General features: G+C 68.3%; 11 protein-coding genes. 4 read left to right on the top strand and 7 right to left on the bottom strand.

Features of this window, described 5'->3' with window-relative positions; all coding sequences use genetic code 11:
- The first annotated feature begins 70 nt into the window (after positions 1–70).
- Positions 71–838: a polyphosphate--glucose phosphotransferase gene (gene ppgK / locus AC1AXT_RS03675; protein ID WP_476539272.1), complete on the top strand. Its 768-nt coding sequence runs from the start codon at positions 71–73 to the stop codon at positions 836–838.
- A 93-nt stretch (positions 839–931) separates the two neighbouring features.
- On the opposite strand, the gene AC1AXT_RS03680 is transcribed toward ppgK, so the two are convergent.
- From AC1AXT_RS03680 to AC1AXT_RS03690, 3 genes are all read right to left on the bottom strand, one after another.
- Complete coding sequence (locus AC1AXT_RS03680; RefSeq protein ID WP_476540459.1) at positions 932–2,098, bottom strand: pyridoxal phosphate-dependent aminotransferase; 1,167 nt, start codon at positions 2,096–2,098, stop codon at positions 932–934.
- A 122-nt stretch (positions 2,099–2,220) separates the two neighbouring features.
- Positions 2,221–3,021: an ATP-binding cassette domain-containing protein gene (locus AC1AXT_RS03685; RefSeq protein ID WP_476539274.1), complete on the bottom strand. Its 801-nt coding sequence runs from the start codon at positions 3,019–3,021 to the stop codon at positions 2,221–2,223.
- A gap of 34 nt (positions 3,022–3,055) precedes the next feature.
- Entirely contained in the window at positions 3,056–5,257 is a 2,202-nt protein-coding gene (locus AC1AXT_RS03690) for a hypothetical protein (RefSeq protein ID WP_476540461.1), read from the bottom strand.
- A 179-nt stretch (positions 5,258–5,436) separates the two neighbouring features.
- Between AC1AXT_RS03690 and AC1AXT_RS03695 the strand changes: the two genes are divergently transcribed.
- Together AC1AXT_RS03695 and ligA are read left to right on the top strand one after the other, a co-directional pair.
- Entirely contained in the window at positions 5,437–8,814 is a 3,378-nt protein-coding gene (locus tag AC1AXT_RS03695; protein WP_476539276.1) for a tetratricopeptide repeat protein, read from the top strand.
- A gap of 64 nt (positions 8,815–8,878) precedes the next feature.
- The gene (gene ligA, locus AC1AXT_RS03700; RefSeq protein ID WP_476539278.1) at positions 8,879–11,755 is read left to right on the top strand and encodes an NAD-dependent DNA ligase LigA; all 2,877 of its coding nucleotides are present in this window, start codon (positions 8,879–8,881) and stop codon (positions 11,753–11,755) included.
- 26 nt (positions 11,756–11,781) lie between these two features.
- Here the strand turns inward: ligA and AC1AXT_RS03705 are convergent, their stop codons facing one another.
- Together AC1AXT_RS03705 and dtd are read right to left on the bottom strand one after the other, a co-directional pair.
- Positions 11,782–12,897 (bottom strand): Mrp/NBP35 family ATP-binding protein, encoded by a 1,116-nt coding sequence (locus AC1AXT_RS03705; RefSeq protein WP_476539280.1) that lies wholly within the window; start codon positions 12,895–12,897, stop codon positions 11,782–11,784.
- A gap of 133 nt (positions 12,898–13,030) precedes the next feature.
- The gene (gene dtd, locus AC1AXT_RS03710; protein WP_476539282.1) at positions 13,031–13,510 is read right to left on the bottom strand and encodes a D-aminoacyl-tRNA deacylase; all 480 of its coding nucleotides are present in this window, start codon (positions 13,508–13,510) and stop codon (positions 13,031–13,033) included.
- A gap of 718 nt (positions 13,511–14,228) precedes the next feature.
- Between dtd and AC1AXT_RS03715 the strand changes: the two genes are divergently transcribed.
- On the top strand, positions 14,229–15,953 hold the full coding sequence (locus tag AC1AXT_RS03715; protein ID WP_476539284.1) for an ATP-binding cassette domain-containing protein: 1,725 nt from the start codon (positions 14,229–14,231) through the stop codon (positions 15,951–15,953).
- A gap of 182 nt (positions 15,954–16,135) precedes the next feature.
- On the opposite strand, the gene glnA is transcribed toward AC1AXT_RS03715, so the two are convergent.
- Positions 16,136–17,572, bottom strand: a complete 1,437-nt coding sequence (gene glnA, locus AC1AXT_RS03720; RefSeq protein WP_476539286.1) for a type I glutamate--ammonia ligase — start codon at positions 17,570–17,572, stop codon at positions 16,136–16,138.
- A gap of 516 nt (positions 17,573–18,088) precedes the next feature.
- On the bottom strand, positions 18,089–18,880 hold the full coding sequence (locus tag AC1AXT_RS03725; protein WP_476539288.1) for a DUF4191 domain-containing protein: 792 nt from the start codon (positions 18,878–18,880) through the stop codon (positions 18,089–18,091).
- Positions 18,881–19,132 lie beyond the last annotated feature (252 nt).

Here is a 19,132-nt window from a genome sequence, read left to right on the forward strand (position 1 = left end):
ACGGTAGGGTAGGTTTTGCAAACGTTTTCGTTTCTGCAGGAACACTACATCATTTAGGAGAAGGTCAACGATGATTGAAACTGCTCAGGCATTCGGCGTAGACATCGGCGGCTCCGGCATCAAGGCCGCCCCCGTGAACCTGGAGGAAGGCCGCTTCGCGGAACCGCGCTACAAGATCCTCACTCCGGAACATTCCACCCCGCAGGCCGTGGGCGACATCGTGCGCCAGCAGCTCGAGCATTTCGACGTGCCCGAGGACGTGCCGGTCGGCATCGCGTTCCCGGCCCCGATCAAGCCCGGCAAGAAGCTGGACTTCATGGCCAACCTCGACCAGTCGTGGATCGGCGTGGACGTCACCGAGGTCTTCTCCGAGGCCTGCGGCCGTCCGGTCACCGTCGTCAACGACGCCGATGCCGCCGGCCTGGGCGAACAGCAGTTCGGCGCCGCCAAGGGCCAGGAGGGCCTGGTCATCGCCACGACGCTGGGCACCGGCATCGGCACCGCGCTGATCTACAACGGCGTGCTGATCCCGAACACCGAGCTGGGCCACATCGAGCTCAAGAAGGGCAAGGGCGACGCCGAGAAGTACGCCGCCTCGTCGGTGCGCGAGAAGCTCGACATGGGCTACAAGAAGTGGGCGAAGCGCCTGACGAAGTACTACAGCCTCATGGAGATGTACTTCAACCCCGAACTGTTCGTCGTCGGCGGCGGCGTGTCCCGCGTGTCCGAGAAGTTCCTGCCGTACATCGAGATCAACACGCCGATCGTGGCCGCAACCCTGCACAACGAGGCCGGCATCATCGGCGCCGCGTACTACGCGTCCGTGCAGTCCAAGTGATTTGCCGTGGGGATTCCCGCGGATTGAGGATCCAGGCGAAGGCCGTCCCTTCTTCGGCAAGGGGCGGCCTTCCGTCGTTATCGGGCGCTTGCGTCAGGCAATCAGCTCCCGGACGGCGCGCAGCAGCCCGTGTACGTTGCGTTCGAATTCCGCAGGCTCGGGCAGCAGCGAAAGCGCCACGTACCCGTTCGAGGGCATGTCGAAGAAATAGCCGGGCTGGCCGCTGAGCCGCTGCGTGGCGACCATGTGCAGCACCAGCTCGTTCTCGTCGATGACCGACGGCACGCGCGCCAGCACGTTCCAGCCGCCCTCGGCGCGCAGCACGTCCACCAGGCCATCCGGGTCCGCCGCCAGCATGCGGCGCAGCGCGGCGAGGTTGCCGCGCACGCGCTCGCCGACCCGCGCCGTCTGTTCCGGCGCCTCGCGCAGCATCGCCGGGATGCGCGAAGCGACCGTTTCGCCCATCGGCAGGAAATCGTCGGCGATGACGTCGAGGCGGCGCATCGCCTCGGCCACGTCGCCGCGCGGGCCGGACGCCTCGATCCAGCCGACCTTGGCATGCGGGGCGGCAAGCATCTTCGAGAAGCCGTCGAGCGCGAACGTCAGCACGCGCCTCTCGCCGGCGAAACGGCGGTTGCCGGCAAACGGTTCCAGCCCGTAGCCGAAGAACACCTCGTCGGCGATGACGGCGATGCCATGCGCGGCGCACAGCGCCACCAGCTCCTCGCGCTCGGACGGCTTGACGTACGAGCCGGACGGGTTGTTCGGGTTGATGACGACCAGCGCGCGGATGCGTGCGCCGTCCGGGCCTTCAAGCGCCTGGCGCACCGACGGCACGTCGATCGTCCACGAGCCGTCGAACGCCAGGCGGTAGGGCAGCGCGTCCACCCCTTCGAGCCGGCCGATCGATTCGATGAGCGGATAGCCGGGCTTGGGCGCCAGCACCGCGTCGCCGGGGTCGCACAGCAGCTTCATCAGCCATGAGTAGGCCTGCGACGTGGACGAGAGCACATAGAGATTCGCCGCCTCGAGCGGCGCGGCGGCGTCGCCTGCGCCGTCGCGCCCGTCGCGCGCGTTGATGAAGGCGGCGAGCGCTTCGCGGGCCTTGACGGGCCCGCGCGGATCGGCATCGTAGACGGCCGGAAGGCATGCCGGTGCCAGGCCGTGGCGGGTGGGGTTCGAATCGTTGAGCCTGCCCAGCGCGACGCCGTCGGCGCGGGCCTGCCGTTCGGCGGCGGCAATCGGATTGGGGGCGGACATGTCGACGCGGGAAGAAAAACGCACGGCCCCATGCTACTCCGGGCCGTGCCGGCGGCTGCATAGGGGTCTTTCCAGGGATGCGTGCAGGGTCGCCGCCAGGGGCGCACGGGCCGCCGCGGCGGCTAGCGGGAGGCGCCGGTCATCTCCTCGTATTTGCGGCGGATCATCTGCGCGTAGAACTCGCTGGCCTCGTCCGGCAGCCCGTCGAAGACGACCGCGGCGCCGTCCATGACGAGCGTGCGCGACACATGGCAGTCGGGGCGCGTCACCAGGTCGACGTCGTGCGTGGCGAAGACGACGGGGCGGTCGCAGGAGAACAGCGCGCGCGCCACGTGCAGGCTGCTGATCTCGTCCAGGCCGCGCGTCGGCTCGTCGGCGATGATGACGGCGGGATTGAGCGCGCAGGCGATGGCCAGCGACAGCAGGTGCAGCTGCTCGGCGTCCATCGCCGCGGCCGGCGTGCGCGCCATGCCGGACAGGTCGAAGTGGGCGAACACGCTGCCGATCGTCGCCAGGCGTTCCGTCTGGGGGACGTGGCGCTTGGCCAGCACCTTGTCGAGCGCTTCATGGATCGACACGTCGGCGTTGAATTCGCGGGGGATCTCCTCGCGCTCCACGTAGCCGGCAACCGTTTCGAGCCTGCGGCGCTGGCGGCCGGAACGCGCGTGCAGCGTGGCGTGCGGCGTAATGGCCTCGAGCACGCCGCCCGTGGGGGCGACGCGGCCGGCCAGCAGCTTGAGCAGCGTCGACTTGCCGGCGCCGTTGAGCCCGATGACGGCGACGTGGCCGTCCTGGGCGAACAGCTGCAGCGTCGTGGCCTGGAGCCCCACGCTGCCATCCTCGTACACGTATGACGCGCCCTGCAGGCTGTAGTCCACCGACGCCACGTCGTTGAGATGCCGCCCGAGTCCGAAAAGTCCCATGCCCAATATTCTATGCTGCGCGCGCCGCTTCGGTTCACGGCATCAGCGAAAACCAGGAACGCACCGTCAGGTAGAGCCCCGGATTGTTGGACAGCAGCGCGTCGTCGCGGCCGACGGTAAAGCACGACATCGCCGCGATCGCGACCGCCCACGCCACCGCAAGGACGAGCACGCAGCGCCACGGGCGGAATCTTGTGCAGCCGTATTCCATGGGACCGCTGGAAAGCGCGGTGGGCAGCGCGTCGCGTCCCGGCGGGCAGGTCAGCCGCGCGGCCGGGGCGAGCGCGGCCAGCATGAACAGCCAGCAGAAATCCGCCATGTAGCGCCAGCCGAACCCGCCGACGTACGCGTCGAAGACGAGCAGCGCCCAGCCCAGGGCCACTGCCGCCGCCAGGAGGCCCCACAGGCCGCTGGAAGCCAGCCGGCGGCGCAGGAACGGCACGGCGAAGCCAAGGGCGATGAGCGGGCACAGCGCGATGATGCCGCCTACGCTGGGCTCGGTGAACGACCATTGCGGCAGCGGCGTCGGCGAGATGGCCAGGAACGGGAACGAACGCTGGAAGCGCAGCGGCAGCGCGAGGTAGTAGCCGACCGTCGCCGGCATGTTGGCCAGCGGCGTGTGGAATTCGGTCATGTCGGTGACGGTCAGCTGGTAGGCGTTGCCGAAATCCAGCCACGAACCGAATCTTATGTAGTTGTAGGCGAGCAGCGGCGCGACGATGGCCGCCGCCGGCACGATCGCCGCCGCCAGCGGACGCCACAGCGTGCGCAGGCCGGCGCGGGCGATGGCGCGGATCTGGGGCCAGAAGAGGGGGATGGCGAGCAGCGCCGCCAGCGCGAACGTCGGGCGGCAGCCGACCGTCGCCGCGATGGCGAGCGAACCGCCGGCGACGCGCGACAGCGACAGCGGCGCGGCGCCGGGAACCTGCCAGTACGCTTTGCGCTCGCCCTTGCGCCGGCCGAAGCGGTAGCGTTTGCCCCACGCCGGCGCCTGGCGCGCGCCGATCCACAGCCACAGGCCGAGCGCGGCCAGCAGCAGGGACGAGGCGAACGGAATCGAATAGAAATTGGTGCGGTAGAGCAGGTAGACGGCATTCGAGCCGACGAGGAACGCCGTGCACAGCAGGCCGGTGGCGGCCAGCGACGTGCGCGGGGCGACGGCCTTGATGACGCGGATGGCCAGCAGCGTGCCGAACAGCAGGAAGCCGAACATCAGCAGCAGTTCGGCGCTGGCGGCCGGCAGCATCGCCGCATGGCCGGTCAGCAGCGTTGCCAGCAGCTGGTACGGCACGAACAGCACGACGGCCGGCAGCACGCCGAAATACGAATACCAGTGGCCGTCGTGGAACGCGTAGTCCCAGAACAGCGGGGTGGCGCCGGAAGCCTTGAGCTCGCCGCGCGTGGCGACGCTGTAGGGGTTGGCCGCGTCCTTCAACGCGTCGGGAACCGGCAGGTCGAGCCATGCGTGGCCGTGCAGCAGCGCGTCGGCGACGTGGCCGTACTGGTCGAAGTCGTAGGTGTAGCCGCCGGCCAGATGGAACGACAGCGCGCCGCTCGAGGCCGCGATGGAGGCGGCGCCGGCGACGCTGGCCGCGCCCAGCAGGCCGAAGACGGCCGCGAAGGCGCCGCGCTGGCGGCGGCTGGACGTGTCGAGCGTCGCCGACCATAGGCGCGAGCCGGGCTTGAGGCCCGCGATGGCGAGCGCGGCGGCCGCCATCAGCGCCACCTGCGCCCAGCTGAACGAGAACGGCACGCGCTGGTTGGCGCGGATGTCGTTGACCGGCAGGATGCTGCCGGCGCTTTCCACGACCCAGACCTTCACCGTGCCGTCGCTGGGGCCCTGGAAATACAGCGACCGCGCCGAGGCGGGGGAGACCGGGTTCTCGTCCCCGGTGCCGGCGGAGCTCTCGACGCGCAGGTGCACCGTCGACAGCACCGTTTCCTTGCCGGATGCGGCGTCGGCCTGCCGCGCGGCGTCGATGGCGCCTTGCGAGGCCGTTTCGGCGCGGTAGTAGCGCGAGGAGCCGTCCGCCTTCACCTCGAAGTACGCCTGCGTGGCGTCGGTGACCTTCACCAGGCCGTCCGGCAGCCGTTCGAGGCCCGTGCCAAGCGCGTTGTGCGCCGAGGCCGAGTCGCGGCTGGCGCCCATCGACGTCCAGTACGGCAGGTTGAGCACGCTCGCCTCGACCAGCACGATGGCTGCGGCCGCGATCAGCACGGCCAGCGCCCGGCGCAGCCAGCGGCGCGGCGCGGGGGCGGTGGCGCGGCGGCCGGGGCGGGGGCGGCTGTCCGCGGCGCGGCGGGAACGGAGCCTGGAACGGAAGCCGGGGCGGAGGGATTTGCACAGCACGGCTTTTATTCTATAGGCACGAACGGCTAACGCGCCTGCGCGGCCGGCGAGGTACATTGGAAGGCATGGCTAGAGACGAGCGCCGTTCAATGGCTGACGAATTGACAGGGCTTTCGCGCCGCCTGCGCAAACGCGTGGCGCTGGCGAAGGACGATGCCGCCGTGCGCCGCGCCCAGAACGCGCAGCCGGGCACGTCGCGGGGCATGTTCGGCGACCCCAAGGCCGTGGAGGCGATGCTGGCGCTGGTCGGCTCCGACAAGAAGATCGTGCTGCCGCCGCTGGCCAAGCGCCACGTGCTGCCGGCGATGCCGTTCCTTCCCGGCGGGGTGCGCGTCGGCTGGGCGCAGCTGCCGCGCCAGGCGGGGGCTGGCTTCTCGCTGGGGCTGTTCGCCTCGCCGCGCGAGTTCGTGCCGATTGCCGTGGCGGACGGCGCCGGCCGCGTATTCGCGGGCTTCGATCCGGCGATGGATACGCAGTCGCGCGAACCGCAGTTCATGTTCGTCAAGGAGCGCGAGGTCAGCGTCGCCGAAGGGGCGCGGCTGGCGCCGGCCGGACGGTCCGCGCCGATGCGGATGGTGCGGGCGATCCAGGGCAACATCATTGGCGCCGGGCCCGATGGGCGCATGCTGTGGCTCGCCTCGTGGCTCAAGCGCAACAACCGCTACGCCCTCGAACAGCTGCGCGTCGACCTGCCGCCGGCGCTGCTCAAGGGGCTCGAATACCGCGACGCGATCACGATAGCGTATTTCGCCGCCTACATCGCCCCGCAGGCGCTGGGGCTGCTCGGCGGCTTCGGCGCGGGCAATATTTTCCGCAGGCTCAACCGGGAGGCGCCGCTGGGCGCGATACGCCGCAGCGTGCACGACACCCGCGAGGCGCGCTCGCATGGCCTGCGCGTGTCGGGGCTGGAGGAGTTCTTCGCGTCGCTGGCCGAGGAGTCCGGCGCGCTCGGGCAGGTGCCGGGGCTGGAAGCCGTGCACGGGCTGGAGCCGCTGCGGCTGGAACGCTCGGCCACGTCGGGCACGTTCGGCTTCGCGTGGCAGACGTCGCTGCCGTTCGACGCCGCGCTGACGTCGCTCAAGATCGAGGGCGCGCTCAACCGGTTCGCCGCGGCCAGCAACTGGCTGGAACGCAACGCGGCCGCGGGGCGGCTGCCGATCGAGGATACGGCGTCGCGCGCGGACGTGGCGATGATCGACCAGGCGCTGCTGGCCAACCCGGCGCTGCTCGCCTTCGACTTCCCGGCCTCCGCCGGCCCGGACGACCTGGTACGCGACGACGCGTTCCTGGCGGTCAACGCGTTCGTCGAGCTGGCGGCGGACGTGGCGGCCGAGCTGGCCGCGCGGCTGCCAGCGCCTGGGGGCGGCGGGGCGGCGACGCCCAGGGACGCGGGCGGTTCGGAATGGGTGTACCGGCAGGCGATGAGCGCGCTGCTGCGCAAGATGGCGCTGCCGTTCCGCTTCGATTCGGAGTTCCGCGCCGACCTGGCTTCGGGCCGCGTCGGCGTCGCGTTCACGCTGGCGGGGCCGGCCGTCATGCCGGCGAGCGCCTATGACGAAACGCGCCATGAATGGGCCGTGCTCGACGACCATCGCCGCGCCATGGCCAGCGTCGTGTACAACATGCGCGTCAGCCTGATGATGGCGGCGCTCGCGTTCGGCGCCGACGCCGGCGTGCAGGAGGTGAGCGTGCAGATCGATTCGCTCGGGCTCGAGGAGGCGATCGCGCAGCAGGACGACGCCATCCGTGCCGCCGTCGGCGACGCGGTCAGCTCGTTCGAGGGGCTGAGCCTGGGCGACATGGAATACGACGGCGTGCAGGGACAGTCACGTCCGGGCCCGGCTGTGCCGCCGGCCGGCACGCCTGGCGAGGCCGCAGCGGGCGCGGATGCGGCGGATGCAGGCGCCGCGGACGTCGGCGACGTCGGCGACGTCGGCGTCGACGCGGCCAAGCTGCGCCTCGATGACGAATTCACGCGCCTGATGAGCGGCGCCGACATCGATGAAACGGTGTTCAGCGACGAGGCCTTCGCCGCTCTCGGCGAGCCGGGCGACGCGCCGGACGGCGCAGGCGCGCAGGGCGGCGCGGCCAAGGGCGCGGACCCGCTCGAGGCGCTGGGCGAGCCGCCCACGATGAAGCCGGCGCTGTCGGTGACGTTCACGCGCGCGGCGTTCCTTGAACGGCTGGAGCAGGACGGCCTGGCCCATCCGATGGATACGTACCGGATGTTCGGCGCGGTGATGGATATCGATCCGGCCATCGGGTTCAAGCCGATCGTGCCGTCCGCCGACCTGCACGGCGAACGCTTCGCCCCGCAGGGCGCGCAGGACGCGCCGGAAGCGGACGAGCGCCCCGTCGACGCGCAGGTGCGCGAGACGCTGCGGGTGCGCGGGCCCTGGGACCTGTCCATCCAGCGCGACGACCTGCTGGCCCATGCCAACGAGCTGATGCGCGCGCTGGCGGCCGACGACGCGATGCCGAGCGCCGCCAAGGCGCAGCGGGCGATGGAGGCGATCGAGCGGATCAACGACCCCGAGCTCAACGCCATGGCGCCCGCGCTGACGGCGGCGCTGATCGACGGCGAGCCTCCGGCGCCCATCGAGCCGGCGGCCGCACGCGAGCTCGAAGAGGTGCGCAACCGGGCGCGGGGCCTGCTGTTTTCCGGCGACCTCGACGCGGTATTCGAGCCGATAGCGGAGCAGGTGGCGTCGCTGGACGCGATGTTCCGCGGCTCCGGCGTGCCCAGGTATTTCAATTCGTATGCCGAGCGGGCCGTATACAACCACCTGTTCGCTACGCCGAACGAGTCGACGGTGCTCATCCCGGACAATCTCTTCTATGCGCACATGGAGCTTGCGGATGCCTACGCGCAGCTCAAGGGGCCCGACGCGGCGCTCGAACACCTCAATATGATGGTGTCCTACGCGCCGGCGTACGCGTTCGCCCACCTTAAGCTCGCCTCGGCGCTGGCCGCCGGCGAGGACTGGGAATCCACGAAGGCCGCCTGCCTCAACGCGCTGCGCGTCAGCCTCGACGGCGGCGACGCGGCGGCCGCCTACCACCGGTATGCGCAGGCGGCGTGGATGCGCGACGAATTCGACGTGGCCGTCGCCTGCACGATCATGTGCTCCTACGTGGGGCCCGGCATCGTCGAGGAGGCCGGCGAAGAGCTCGAGGAGCTCACGAGGCGTGCAGCGCGCCAGTGCATCGCCGTGCCGCAGACCCTTCCGCAGGCCGTCGTGACGCTGCAGGCGCACGGCATCCCCGTATGGCCCAGCCCCGATATCGCCGCGCTGATGCGCGAGGGTGCGCGCATGCTCGTCGACGCCGGCATGTTCGTTCCGGCGCGCACGCTGTCGGTGGCCGCGGCGCGCATGAACGCGGCGTCGCCCAACGCCATCGACGCCGTGCAGGTGCAGTTCCTGCGCTCGCTGAGCAAATGAACGGCATCGGCATGCGGCGTTTGTATTGTGGAGTGGTATTCCTGCGGATCGGGAGGATGGATTGATGGATCAGCAGTCGGCATTCGACCTAGGCGACGTGGCGCTCAAGCCGGGTTCGGCGCCGTGGATCGCGGCGCTCACGCCGAGCGACGCGGACGCGATGCGCCTCGAGGAAGTGGACATGGCGCAGCTGGGCGCGCAGGACGCGGCCCGGCTGTGGGCGAAGGTGGCGGCCTGGGTCGAAGCGGACCAGATCGCCTACTACATGAAGTCGGCGCCGACCTCGTCGGATGCCGCCTACGATGCGCGCATGCGCTTCCTGCAGCGCCTCGAGGCCGCGTTCCCGTCCCTGGACACCCCGCAGTCGCCCACGCACCGCGTCGGCGGCACGTTCTCCAACGAATTCGAATCGGTGCGCCAGCCCAGCCGCATGATGAGCCTGGACGACGTGTTCTCGGTGGCCGAGCTGCGCGAATGGTACGACGGCGTGCGCCGCGACCTGGCATGGCCCGACGGCGAGCGGCTGCCGATGACCTGCGAGGTCAAGATCGACGGCCTGGCGCTGAACCTCATCTACCGCGACGGCGTGCTCGTGCAGGGGCTGACCCGCGGCGACGGCATCGTCGGCGAGGACATCACGCTCAACGTGCGCACGATCGACGGCATCCCCGCCCAGCTGGGGGGAGATCCGGGCGACGTGCCGCACATGGTGGAGATCCGCGGCGAGGTCTTCATGCGCTGGGACGACTTCAACGAGCTCAACGAACGGCAGGAGGACCTCGGCAAGACCCCGTTCGCCAACCCGCGCAACGCGGCCGCCGGGTCGCTGCGCCAGAAGGACCCGAAGATCACGGCCACGCGCCACCTGTCGTTCTACGCCCACGGGCTGGGCATCCTCGACTGGGGCGACGGCAAGCCCGTCACCGCGGCCGATGCCGTCGAACGCCAGTCGCAGGCCTACGAACTCTACGAGCGCTGGGGCGTCCCCGTCTCCCCGCACAACCGCGAGGTCGGCACGTTCGACGAGATCCTCGACATGATCGACTACTACGGGCAGCACCGCGGCGACATCGAGCATGCGCTCGACGGCATCGTCGTCAAGGTCGACGAGCTTGCGCTGCAGCGGCGGCTCGGCGCCACGTCGCGCGCCCCGCGCTGGGCGACCGCCTACAAGTACCCGCCGGAGGAAGTCAACACCGAGCTGCTCGACATCATCGTGTCGGTCGGCCGCACCGGCCGCATCACCCCCGGCGCGGTCCTCAAGCCGGTGCACGTCGCCGGGTCGACCGTTTCCAGGACGACGCTGCACAATGGCTACGAGGTCAAGCGCAAGGGCATCCTCATCGGCGACGTCGTCGTCGTGCGCAAGGCCGGCGACGTCATCCCCGAACTCGTCGGCCCCGTCGTCGAGCTGCGCCGGGGCCGCGAAAGCGAGCTGCGCGAATTCACGATGCCGACGCATTGCCCTTCCTGCGGCGCCGAACTGGCCCCCACGAAGCCCGGCGATAAGGACCTGCGGTGCCCCAACTGGGAATACTGCCCGGCGCAGATCGGCGAGCGGATCATCAACATGGGCTCGCGCGCCGCGTTCGACATCGAGCATCTGGGCGAGCAGAGCGCCATCGCGCTGACCAACCCCGAAGACAACCGCCCGTCGTCGGTGGCTGAATACGCCCCCGGACTGCGCGAGATCATCGTCGGGCCCGGCGAAGAGGCGCCCGTCTACGAACCGGCCCCGGGGCTGGAGCTGCCGCCGCGCCAGACGCCGGTGCTCGCCAGCGAAGCCGACCTCTTCTCGCTGACGGCGCCGATGCTGCGCGACGTCTACGTCTGGCGCGAGATTCCGGTCATCGAGGTGCACGAGGCCGCCGGCGCCGACGGCAGGCGCCGCAAGGTGCGGCGCAACCGCGGCGGCTCCGGGCTGTGGCGGCGCGTGCCGGCGTTCTGGACGGAACCGAAGGAAGCGGCGAAGGTGCCGGCGTCGAAGCGGGCCGAACGGGCGGCGGCGCTCGCCGACGCCGAGGCGCTGCTGGGCAACGGCAACGGCGGGGCGGCCGCGCAATCGGTGCTTGCGGGCGTGCCGGGTGAATCTTTGGCGGCGAATGGTGCCGACGGCCTGGCGCTGGATGCCGTGCTTGACGCTGCCTATGGCGTGACGGAAGCGAAGAAGCTCGGGGAGGCGGACGTGAAGGTGCGCGCGGCGGCGCTGCTCAAGCGCTACCCGGAGTACGCCGTGCCGGACGACGCCGTCGTCGTGCGCGAGGAAAGCCGCACGGCGCGCGACGGCAGCGTGACGCTGCGGCCCGTGTATACGTGCCCGACCGAAACGACCCGCGACCTGATCGAGGAGCTCGAGAAGGCGACGCACGCCCCGCTCGACAAGGTGCTCGTCGCCATGTCGATCCGCCATATGGGCGCGCCGACCGCGCGGACCGTCGCGCGGCATTTCGGCTCGCTCGACGCCATCGCGCATGCCACGCTCGAAGAGCTCGAGGCGGTCGACGGCGTGGGGCCGGCCGGCGCGCAGGCCATCGTCGACTGGTTCAAGGACGCCGGTGACCCCGACACGTTCCACGGCTCGATCCTGGCGGCGTGGAAGGCGGCAGGCGTCGGGCAGCAGGCCGCCGCGCCGGCGTCGTCGCCGCAGACGCTGGCCGGGCTGACCGTCGTCGTCACCGGTTCGCTGGAAGGCTTCACGCGCGACGCCGCGAAGGAGGCGATCGCCGACCATGGCGGCAAGGCCGCCGGGTCGGTGTCGAAGAAGACCGACTACGTCGTCATCGGCGCCAATGCCGGCTCGAAGGCGAAGAAGGCGGAGGAGCTGGGCATTCCGATTCTCGACGAGGACCAGTTCCGCCAGCTGCTCGCCACCGGCGTGCCGGACGGGCACGCCGAAAAGGGCGAGCTGGAACTCGACCTGGGCGACGGAGACGACCGTTAGCGTCTGCGCGGGGTGATGGAGGCGCCTTAGCGCTGCGGCGGCTCCATCAGGCGGCGCGCCATCGACGTGAACGCCTCGCCGAGCGCGTCGGCGCGCAGCGTGCCGTCGGCGTTGAGCACGGCCGGACGTCCCGCCTCGCCGGTCTCGCGGATCTCCGGTTCGAGCGGCAGCTGGGCGAGCAGCGGCACGTCGTAGGCAAGGTCGCGGGTCAGCTGGTCCGCGACGCGCTGGCCGCCGCCGGAGCCGAAAATCTCAAGCCGCTCGCCATTGTGCTCGAAATAGCTCATGTTCTCCACGACGCCGCGCACCGTCATCGGCAGCTGCAACGCCACGAGGCCGGAACGCACGGCGATGTCGGAAGCGCTCGGCTGCGGCGTCGTGACGACGACGAGCTCGGCGTTCGGCAGCGCCTGCGCCACCGAAATCGCCATGTCGCCGGTGCCGGGAGCCAGGTCGAGCAGCAGCACGTCGGGGTCGCCCCACCATACGTCGGCGAGGAACTGCTCAAGGCTGCGCTGCAGGCGCGGGCCGCGCCACAGGATCGCGCGGTCGGAGCCGGCGAAATTGCCGATCGACATGAACTTGACGCCCCAGGCCGTCGCCGGCATCAGCATGCCGTTGAGATTGACCGGCGCGTCGGAGGCGCCGAACAGGCGCGGCAGCGAGAAGCCGTAGATATCCGCGTCGATGGCCGCCGTGTCGTAGCCAAGCGCGGCGAACGTGGCGGCGAGATTCGCCGTCACCGAGCTCTTGCCGACGCCGCCCTTGCCGGACGCGACGGCGAAGATGCGGGTCTTCGAACCCGGCTTCGTGAACGGGTTCTCGTGGCGTTCCTTCTTGAGCCGCTCGACGAGGCTGCCGAGCTTGTCGGGGGACATGGCGCCGACGTGGATGTGCGGAACCAGCGTGGCGTCCGTGTACGATTCGACGGCGCCGTTGATCTGGCTGGTGATCGTCCCCGACAGCGGACAGCCCGGCACCGTCAGCTCAAGCTCGATGTCGACATCCCACGTGCCCGGCTCCGCTTCGCGCTGCGTGGCGTGGATGCCGGTCACCATGTTCAGTTCGGTGACGGATTTGCCCAGCTCGGGGTCGATGACGTGCGTCAGGCGGCGGTAGATCGCTTCCTCAATGGGGTTCATGGGCGCCTTTCTTCGTGGGTGGTCGCTCTTGCGGCATTCCACGTTAGTCCCCGCCGGCGAAGTGGCCAAGGAGGAACGCCCGGCAAGAAACCCAAATGGCGTGTCCGGCCCGTTTCGCCGCAACAGACATGGACTAGATTCCCAGCTCGTCGGTGTCGAACAGGATCGTCACCGGGCCGTCGTTGACGAGCGAGACGCGCATGTGGGCGCCGAAACGGCCGGTGGCGACGCCAAGGCCCTCCGCGCGCAGCGCGTCGTTGAATTCCTCCCAGATCCTTTCGGCGTGTTCCGGCTTGCCGGCGCGGGTGAAGCCTGGGCGGTTGCCGCGGCGCACGTCGCCGAACAGCGTGAACTGCGAAATGGAGAGGATGCTGCCGCCGACATCCTTGATTGAGAGGTTCATGCGGCCGGCTTCGTCTTCGAACACGCGCAGGTTCGCGATCTTATGCGCCAGCCATTCGATTTGCCTGGGGCCGTCGGAATCTGCGATGCCGACGAGCAGCACGTAGCCGATGCCGATGGACTGAGGGAGGAACGTGGAATCGGGTTCGCCGGTCTGCTCGTCGACGACATCGACCGAAGCCTGGCTCGCTTTCTGCAAAACAATGCGCATGCGCATGATTATAGGACGGGGCGTTGCGTGGAAAGAGGAGGAGAAAAGGGGAAGAAGAGAAAAGAGGGGGGTGGGAAGAGGAAAAGAATAAAACGGGGCGGTGATGAAAGAGAGCGGGAGTGACTGAGAGGGAGTGAGTGAGAGAGGGGATGACTGAGGGAGAGGGGCGGCGGAGGGAGGAGAGAGAGGGGAGAGTGGGAGAGCATAGAAAGCGGGAGGATGGCGTTGGCGCGTCTTGCACAACGAGGCTGTATAGTAGGGAGCAATGTGTCGTCAGGTCGCCCATTATGCCAAGCGGCCTTCAGGAGAGGAAACGGAACCTTGCTGAGCCTGTGAACGCCGGAACCGTGCGCGTCCCAGCGCGCCGCTTCGCGTCAGCATGCTTCCATGCCTTCCTTCGGTTTCCGGCATTTCCCCATTCGTTGCGCTTCCAGCAATATGCTCCTCATGCAACCGCATGCAACGATGCGGCACGGTTGACGAACCCGCAATCGATTCCCGACGGCGATGTGCCATATGCGTCTGCATATCCGGTACGGTCGAGGAAGAATGCGGGCAGACATGGGCGCCCATACGGCCGTACTCATAGACTGCCATTGACAGCGCGCAGTGCCGGCGGCCATGGGTGCCCGTACGGCCCCCTGGGCATATCCGGTGCGGTGAAGCAGGAAGGCAACGCAAGGCCTTAAGCGGTGCGCTTGAAGAGAAAGAGCCTTCCATGACGCAGCTCAGATTGAACCATATTTCGTTGCGCTATCCCGGTGCAGCCGATCCGGTGCTCGATGACGTGTGCGCAACGTTCCCATCCGGCTGGACGGCGCTGCTGGGCGACAACGGCATCGGCAAGACGACGCTCGCAGCCATCGCCGCCGGCAGGCTCGCACCCGATGCGGGTACCGTTACGCCGTCGGGACTGCTGGCGGCCTGGATCGTGCAGGAAAGCGACGCCGAGCCGGAAACCCTCGGGGAATTCGGCGCCGACTGGACGCCGGAGGCAATCGCGCTGCGCGACGTCCTCGGCATCGGCGACGACTGGCCGTACCGCTGGGAGGAACTCTCCGGCGGCGAACGCAAGCGGCTGCAGATTGCCTGCGCGCTCGCGTTGCGTCCGGACATCCTCGTCGCCGACGAGCCGACGAACCATCTCGACATCCCGTCGCGCCGGGCCGTCATCGCGGCGCTGCAGCGCTTCCATGGCGTCGGCATCGTCGTGACGCACGACACCGACGTCATCGGCGCGCTGGCCCAGCGCAGCTATATGCTGCACCGTGTGCATGGCGCCAGCGGCATCCGCACCGCCGTCGATTTGCTGGAGGGGGATTGGCAGGCCATTTCGTCGCAGCTGGAAGCGCGCGACGCTGCGGCGCGCGAGCGGCTCAGCCGCGCGAAAGGCGAAGTGCGCCGGCTTCAGGCCGAGCAGGCGCGCCGGCGTGAGAAAGTGCGGCAGGCGGCTGCGGCCGCCCGGCGCGTTCCCGACCGCAAGGACCACGACGCATGCAAGCTCAAGAAATTCGCGCGCGGCGGCCTCGATGGCGGCGTCGGCCGTTCGGCCGGCCAGCTTGCGGGACGCATCGAGGATGCGCGGCAGGCAGCCGGCGGCATCGAGACGGCGGCGAAACGCTACGAAGGGACGGTGGAATTCGCCATCCAGCCAAGCAGCCGCAAGGAACTGATGCATCTGGAGCCTGGCGTCGTACGCTTCGGTTCCTCGCGGGCCATTCCGCTGCCCGGGGCCTGCGAAGGTTCAGGGGAAGAAGACGGGGCAGCAGGGGCGGGTGGCTTCGTACCTATCCAGCCAATGGATGCGACAGCCGGACCGGCGGCAGCGCAATCGGGCGGATTCACGCCGATTCGACCGATGGAGGCAGCGATGGAACAGGCTGAAGAACAGCGCAGGGGCGGTGAAGAACGGTTTGCCCATGCCGTATATACGGGGAACCGCATTGAGATTGCCGCCGTGCCGGGCGCAACCGGCGTAGCCGTCCCGCGCATCAGCATCGGGCCGCGCGACCACGTTGCGTTGACCGGGCCGAACGGCGCCGGCAAGTCGACGCTGCTGCGTGCGCTCGCAGCCACGCTCGACGCTGCGGTGCCTGTGCTGGTGATGGGGCAGGAGACGGAACCGGCGCAGGCGTTGCTGCAGCGGTTCGCCGCGTTGGACGGTGCGGCACGCCAGGCGACGATAGCCCGGTTCGCGCAGCTCAATGGCAATCCGGAGTCGCTGCTGGGCGGCGATGCACTGTCGCCGGGAGAGTGCCGCAAGCTGGTGCTGGCAATGGGCCTTGCGTCGGGCCCTCAGGCGCTGGTGCTCGACGAGCCGAGCAACCATCTTGATCTGTCCAGCAAGCAGGCGCTGGCGCACATGCTGCAAGCCTATCCCGGCGCGCTGCTCGTAGCGACGCACGACAGCCTGCTGCTGAATGCTTTGGGAGGTGGGTGTTGAATCGCTATCCTTGCGGGGTGGCTGAATCGTTTTTTCCAGACATGTTGCTGAATGGCGGTTTGCCTTCCTCGCCGGGACATGCGGCGATGGACGCTGACAACGAAAAATGCCGGGAACCGTTGCAAACACGGGGTTTGCGCCGGTTCCCGGCATTGCTTCACCGATATGCGCGAAATCGCGGATCAGATGTGGAAGTAGAGCTCGTACTCGAGCGGGGTCGGCAGCAGGCGAGCCTGGTCGATCTCGGAACGCTTGAGGTCGATCCACGTTTCGATCAGGTCGTCGGTGAACACGTCGCCGGCGGTGAGGAAGTCGTGGTCCTCTTCCAGGGCGTCCATCGCTTCGGCCAGCGAGCTCGGCACCTGCTTGATGCCGGCGTGCTCTTCCGGCGGCAGCTCGTAGAGGTCCTTGTCGACCGGCTCCGGCGGCTCGATGTGGTTGAGGATGCCGTCCAGGCCGGCCATGAGCTGCGCGGAGAACGCGAGGAACGGGTTGCAGGACGGATCCGGAGCGCGGAACTCGATGCGCTTGGCGGCCGGCGACGTGCCCGCGAGCGGGATGCGGATGGCCGCGGAGCGGTTGCGGGCCGAGTAGACCAGGTTGACCGGCGCTTCGAAGCCCGGCACCAGGCGGTGGTAGGAGTTCAGCGACGGGTTCGTGAAGGCGAGCACCGAGGAGGAGTGCTTGATCAGGCCGCCGATGTACCAGCGGGCCAGGTCGGACAGGCCGCCGTAGTTCTTCTCGTCGTAGAACAGCGGCTTGCCGTCCTTCCACAGCGACTGGTGGCAGTGCATGCCGGTGCCGTTGTCGCCCGCGAGCGGCTTCGGCATGAACGTCGCGGCCTTGCCGGCGAGGGCGGCCGTTTCGTGGATGACGTACTTGTACTTCATCAGGTCGTCGCCGGCGTGCTGCAGCGAGTTGTAGCGGTAGTTGATTTCCTGCTGGCCAGCGCCGCCGACTTCGTGGTGGGCGCGCTCGAGGATCAGGCCGACCTTCTGCAGGTTGGCGACCATGTCGTCGCGCAGGTCCTGCGTGTGGTCGCTCGGCGGCACCGGGAAGTAGCCGCGCTTGACGCGGTTCTTGAAGCCGATGTTCGGGGTGCCGTCTTCCTCGACGCCCAGGCCGGTGTTCCACGGGGCCTCGATCGAGTCGACTTCATAGAAGGAACGCTGCATCGAGTTCTCGAAGCTCACCTTGTCGAAGATGAAGAATTCGGCTTCCGGGGCGAAGGACGCGGTATCGGCGATGCCCGTGGACTTGAGGTAGGCTTCGGCCTTCGCCGCGACCTGGCGCGGATCGCGCGAGTACGGCTCGTCGGTCAGCGGGTCGACGATCGAGAAGGCGACGTCGAGCGTCTTGTGCTTGCGGAACGGATCGATGAACGCGGTCTCGATGTCCGGAACCAGCTTCATGTCGGATTCGTTGATGGCCTGGAAACCTTCGATGGAGGAGCCGTCGAACGGCATGCCTTCGTCGAACGCGTCCTTGAGGAATTCGACGGCCGGCACCGTGAAGTGCTGCTGGACGCCGATCAGGTCGGTAAAGCGGACGGAGACATATTCAATGCCTTCCTTGTTGATAAGGGCCTCGGCATCTTCCTTGGTCTTGAGTTCTGCCACGGGACCGCTCCTTTCGAAAAGTTGCTTACGGGTTTAAAGAATAGGAAAAAGAGTTTCGCCCACTTGATCGCCGGGTTACGAAAATGTTTCGTGAAGAATCGTCTAGTTTTGCAAAATGGCGGAATTCCAGTCTTTTCAAGATTTCTGTCCCGTATTTGCGGCTCTTGCGCCCCCGTTCGGTTGCTGGACAAATCACCGATTGCCGTTATCCGCAGCAGGCCGTGGCCATGAATCGATGGCGTCGAGAGGACGGGGAAGGGACTGACCGGCACGGGCACCGTGGGCGTTATCCGGATGGTGCCGAGGGGCGGGGAAAAGATCCGACTGAGAGAGGAAAGGATAAGAAGGGGAGGAGGAGAAGGTGGAGAAGGTGGAGGAGGGGGAAGAGGGGACAGAAAAAGGCTCCCCCGAGGAAGCCGATGTCGCTGAGCTCCGCCAGCATCGGGGGAAAGAAGGGACAGAAAAAGGCTCCCCCGAGGAGAGCCTTTTTGGAAAAGCCTTGGGAAGGCGGGCGGCCTACTTGCCGCGCATCGCGCGGCGGGAGACCTTCGGCGGACGGTTGGGGTCGATGCCCTTCGGCACGCCGAGCATGTTCTTCTTCTGCAGCGTGGCGATGCGTTCGTTGAGCACCATCAGCTGCGGCTTGGTCATCATGAACCGGCGGCGCGGGTGCACCTTCTTCGCCACGGCGTTCTTGTGCTCGGACGGCACATAGGACTTCTGCTTGACGATCGTCTTGCGCAGGTCGCGCAGCTTGACCTGCTTGGGCCCGTTGCCGACCGAAATGCGGTAGATCGGGATGTTCGAGCCGGCGGTGACGCCCTTGAGCCGCTTCTCGAGGCGGTCCATCGCGCGCTGCACGCGGCCGTAGTCGCCTTCGCCGATCAGGTAGATGCCGCTATAGCTGGTGCCGTACCATACGACGTCCTGCGTCTTGGGATCGACCCACATCGGTTCCTGCGGGAACGAGAACCCGGCGCTCTTGACGTTGCCGAGCACGCTGATCGCGGCGCCGGTGCGTCCCTCGAGCTGCTTGTAGCCGACGGCGTCGGCGCGGCGCGTCAGGCCCATCGTGAACAGCAGCAGGCCGATCATGACGGCGAGGATCATCGAGAAGATCCAGCCGATGACGCTCCAGTGCAGGCAGATGCCGAGCACGACGAATACGACGATCGGCAGCGCGAATAGGCCCCACACGATCCACGGCATCGCCTTGTCGTCGCGGTACGTGAACTGGTAGATTTCCTTGAGCTGCTTGAACATGCCCTTCTTCTTGGGCTTCTTCGGCTTCTCTTCCTTGTTGGCCATGCTTCCTTACTTCCGCTTCACTGCATTTTGCGCGCATTGCGTTGCGTCCCGCGGGACGCGAAAAACACCACTACCTTATCAGGTTCCCACCCCCGCGGTTGTGCAGGGATAGGAAGGATGTTCCGGGGAGGGGACGGAACCGCACACCGCGTAGCGCTGTCCTCGGGCAGCGTCGCCATGCGGGGAGCAGCCGGGCGAGAGTATCGGGCCGGTTCGCCATGAAAATAGCGTCGCGTTGCGGGGGGGGGGGAG

Source organism: Bifidobacterium sp. LH_450 (genome assembly GCF_056356715.1).

What these genes read in the sequence shown, in the direction of transcription:
- ppgK (WP_476539272.1), top strand. Translation starts at nt 71, where the DNA reads ATGATTGAAACTGCTCAGGCATTCGGCGTAGACATCGGCGGCTCCGGC.
- AC1AXT_RS03680 (WP_476540459.1), bottom strand. Translation starts at nt 2,098, where the DNA reads ATGTCCGCCCCCAATCCGATTGCCGCCGCCGAACGGCAGGCCCGCGCC.
- AC1AXT_RS03685 (WP_476539274.1), bottom strand. Translation starts at nt 3,021, where the DNA reads ATGGGACTTTTCGGACTCGGGCGGCATCTCAACGACGTGGCGTCGGTG.
- AC1AXT_RS03695 (WP_476539276.1), top strand. Translation starts at nt 5,437, where the DNA reads ATGGCTAGAGACGAGCGCCGTTCAATGGCTGACGAATTGACAGGGCTT.
- ligA (WP_476539278.1), top strand. Translation starts at nt 8,879, where the DNA reads ATGGATCAGCAGTCGGCATTCGACCTAGGCGACGTGGCGCTCAAGCCG.
- AC1AXT_RS03705 (WP_476539280.1), bottom strand. Translation starts at nt 12,897, where the DNA reads ATGAACCCCATTGAGGAAGCGATCTACCGCCGCCTGACGCACGTCATC.
- dtd (WP_476539282.1), bottom strand. Translation starts at nt 13,510, where the DNA reads ATGCGCATTGTTTTGCAGAAAGCGAGCCAGGCTTCGGTCGATGTCGTC.
- AC1AXT_RS03715 (WP_476539284.1), top strand. Translation starts at nt 14,229, where the DNA reads ATGACGCAGCTCAGATTGAACCATATTTCGTTGCGCTATCCCGGTGCA.
- AC1AXT_RS03725 (WP_476539288.1), bottom strand. Translation starts at nt 18,880, where the DNA reads ATGGCCAACAAGGAAGAGAAGCCGAAGAAGCCCAAGAAGAAGGGCATG.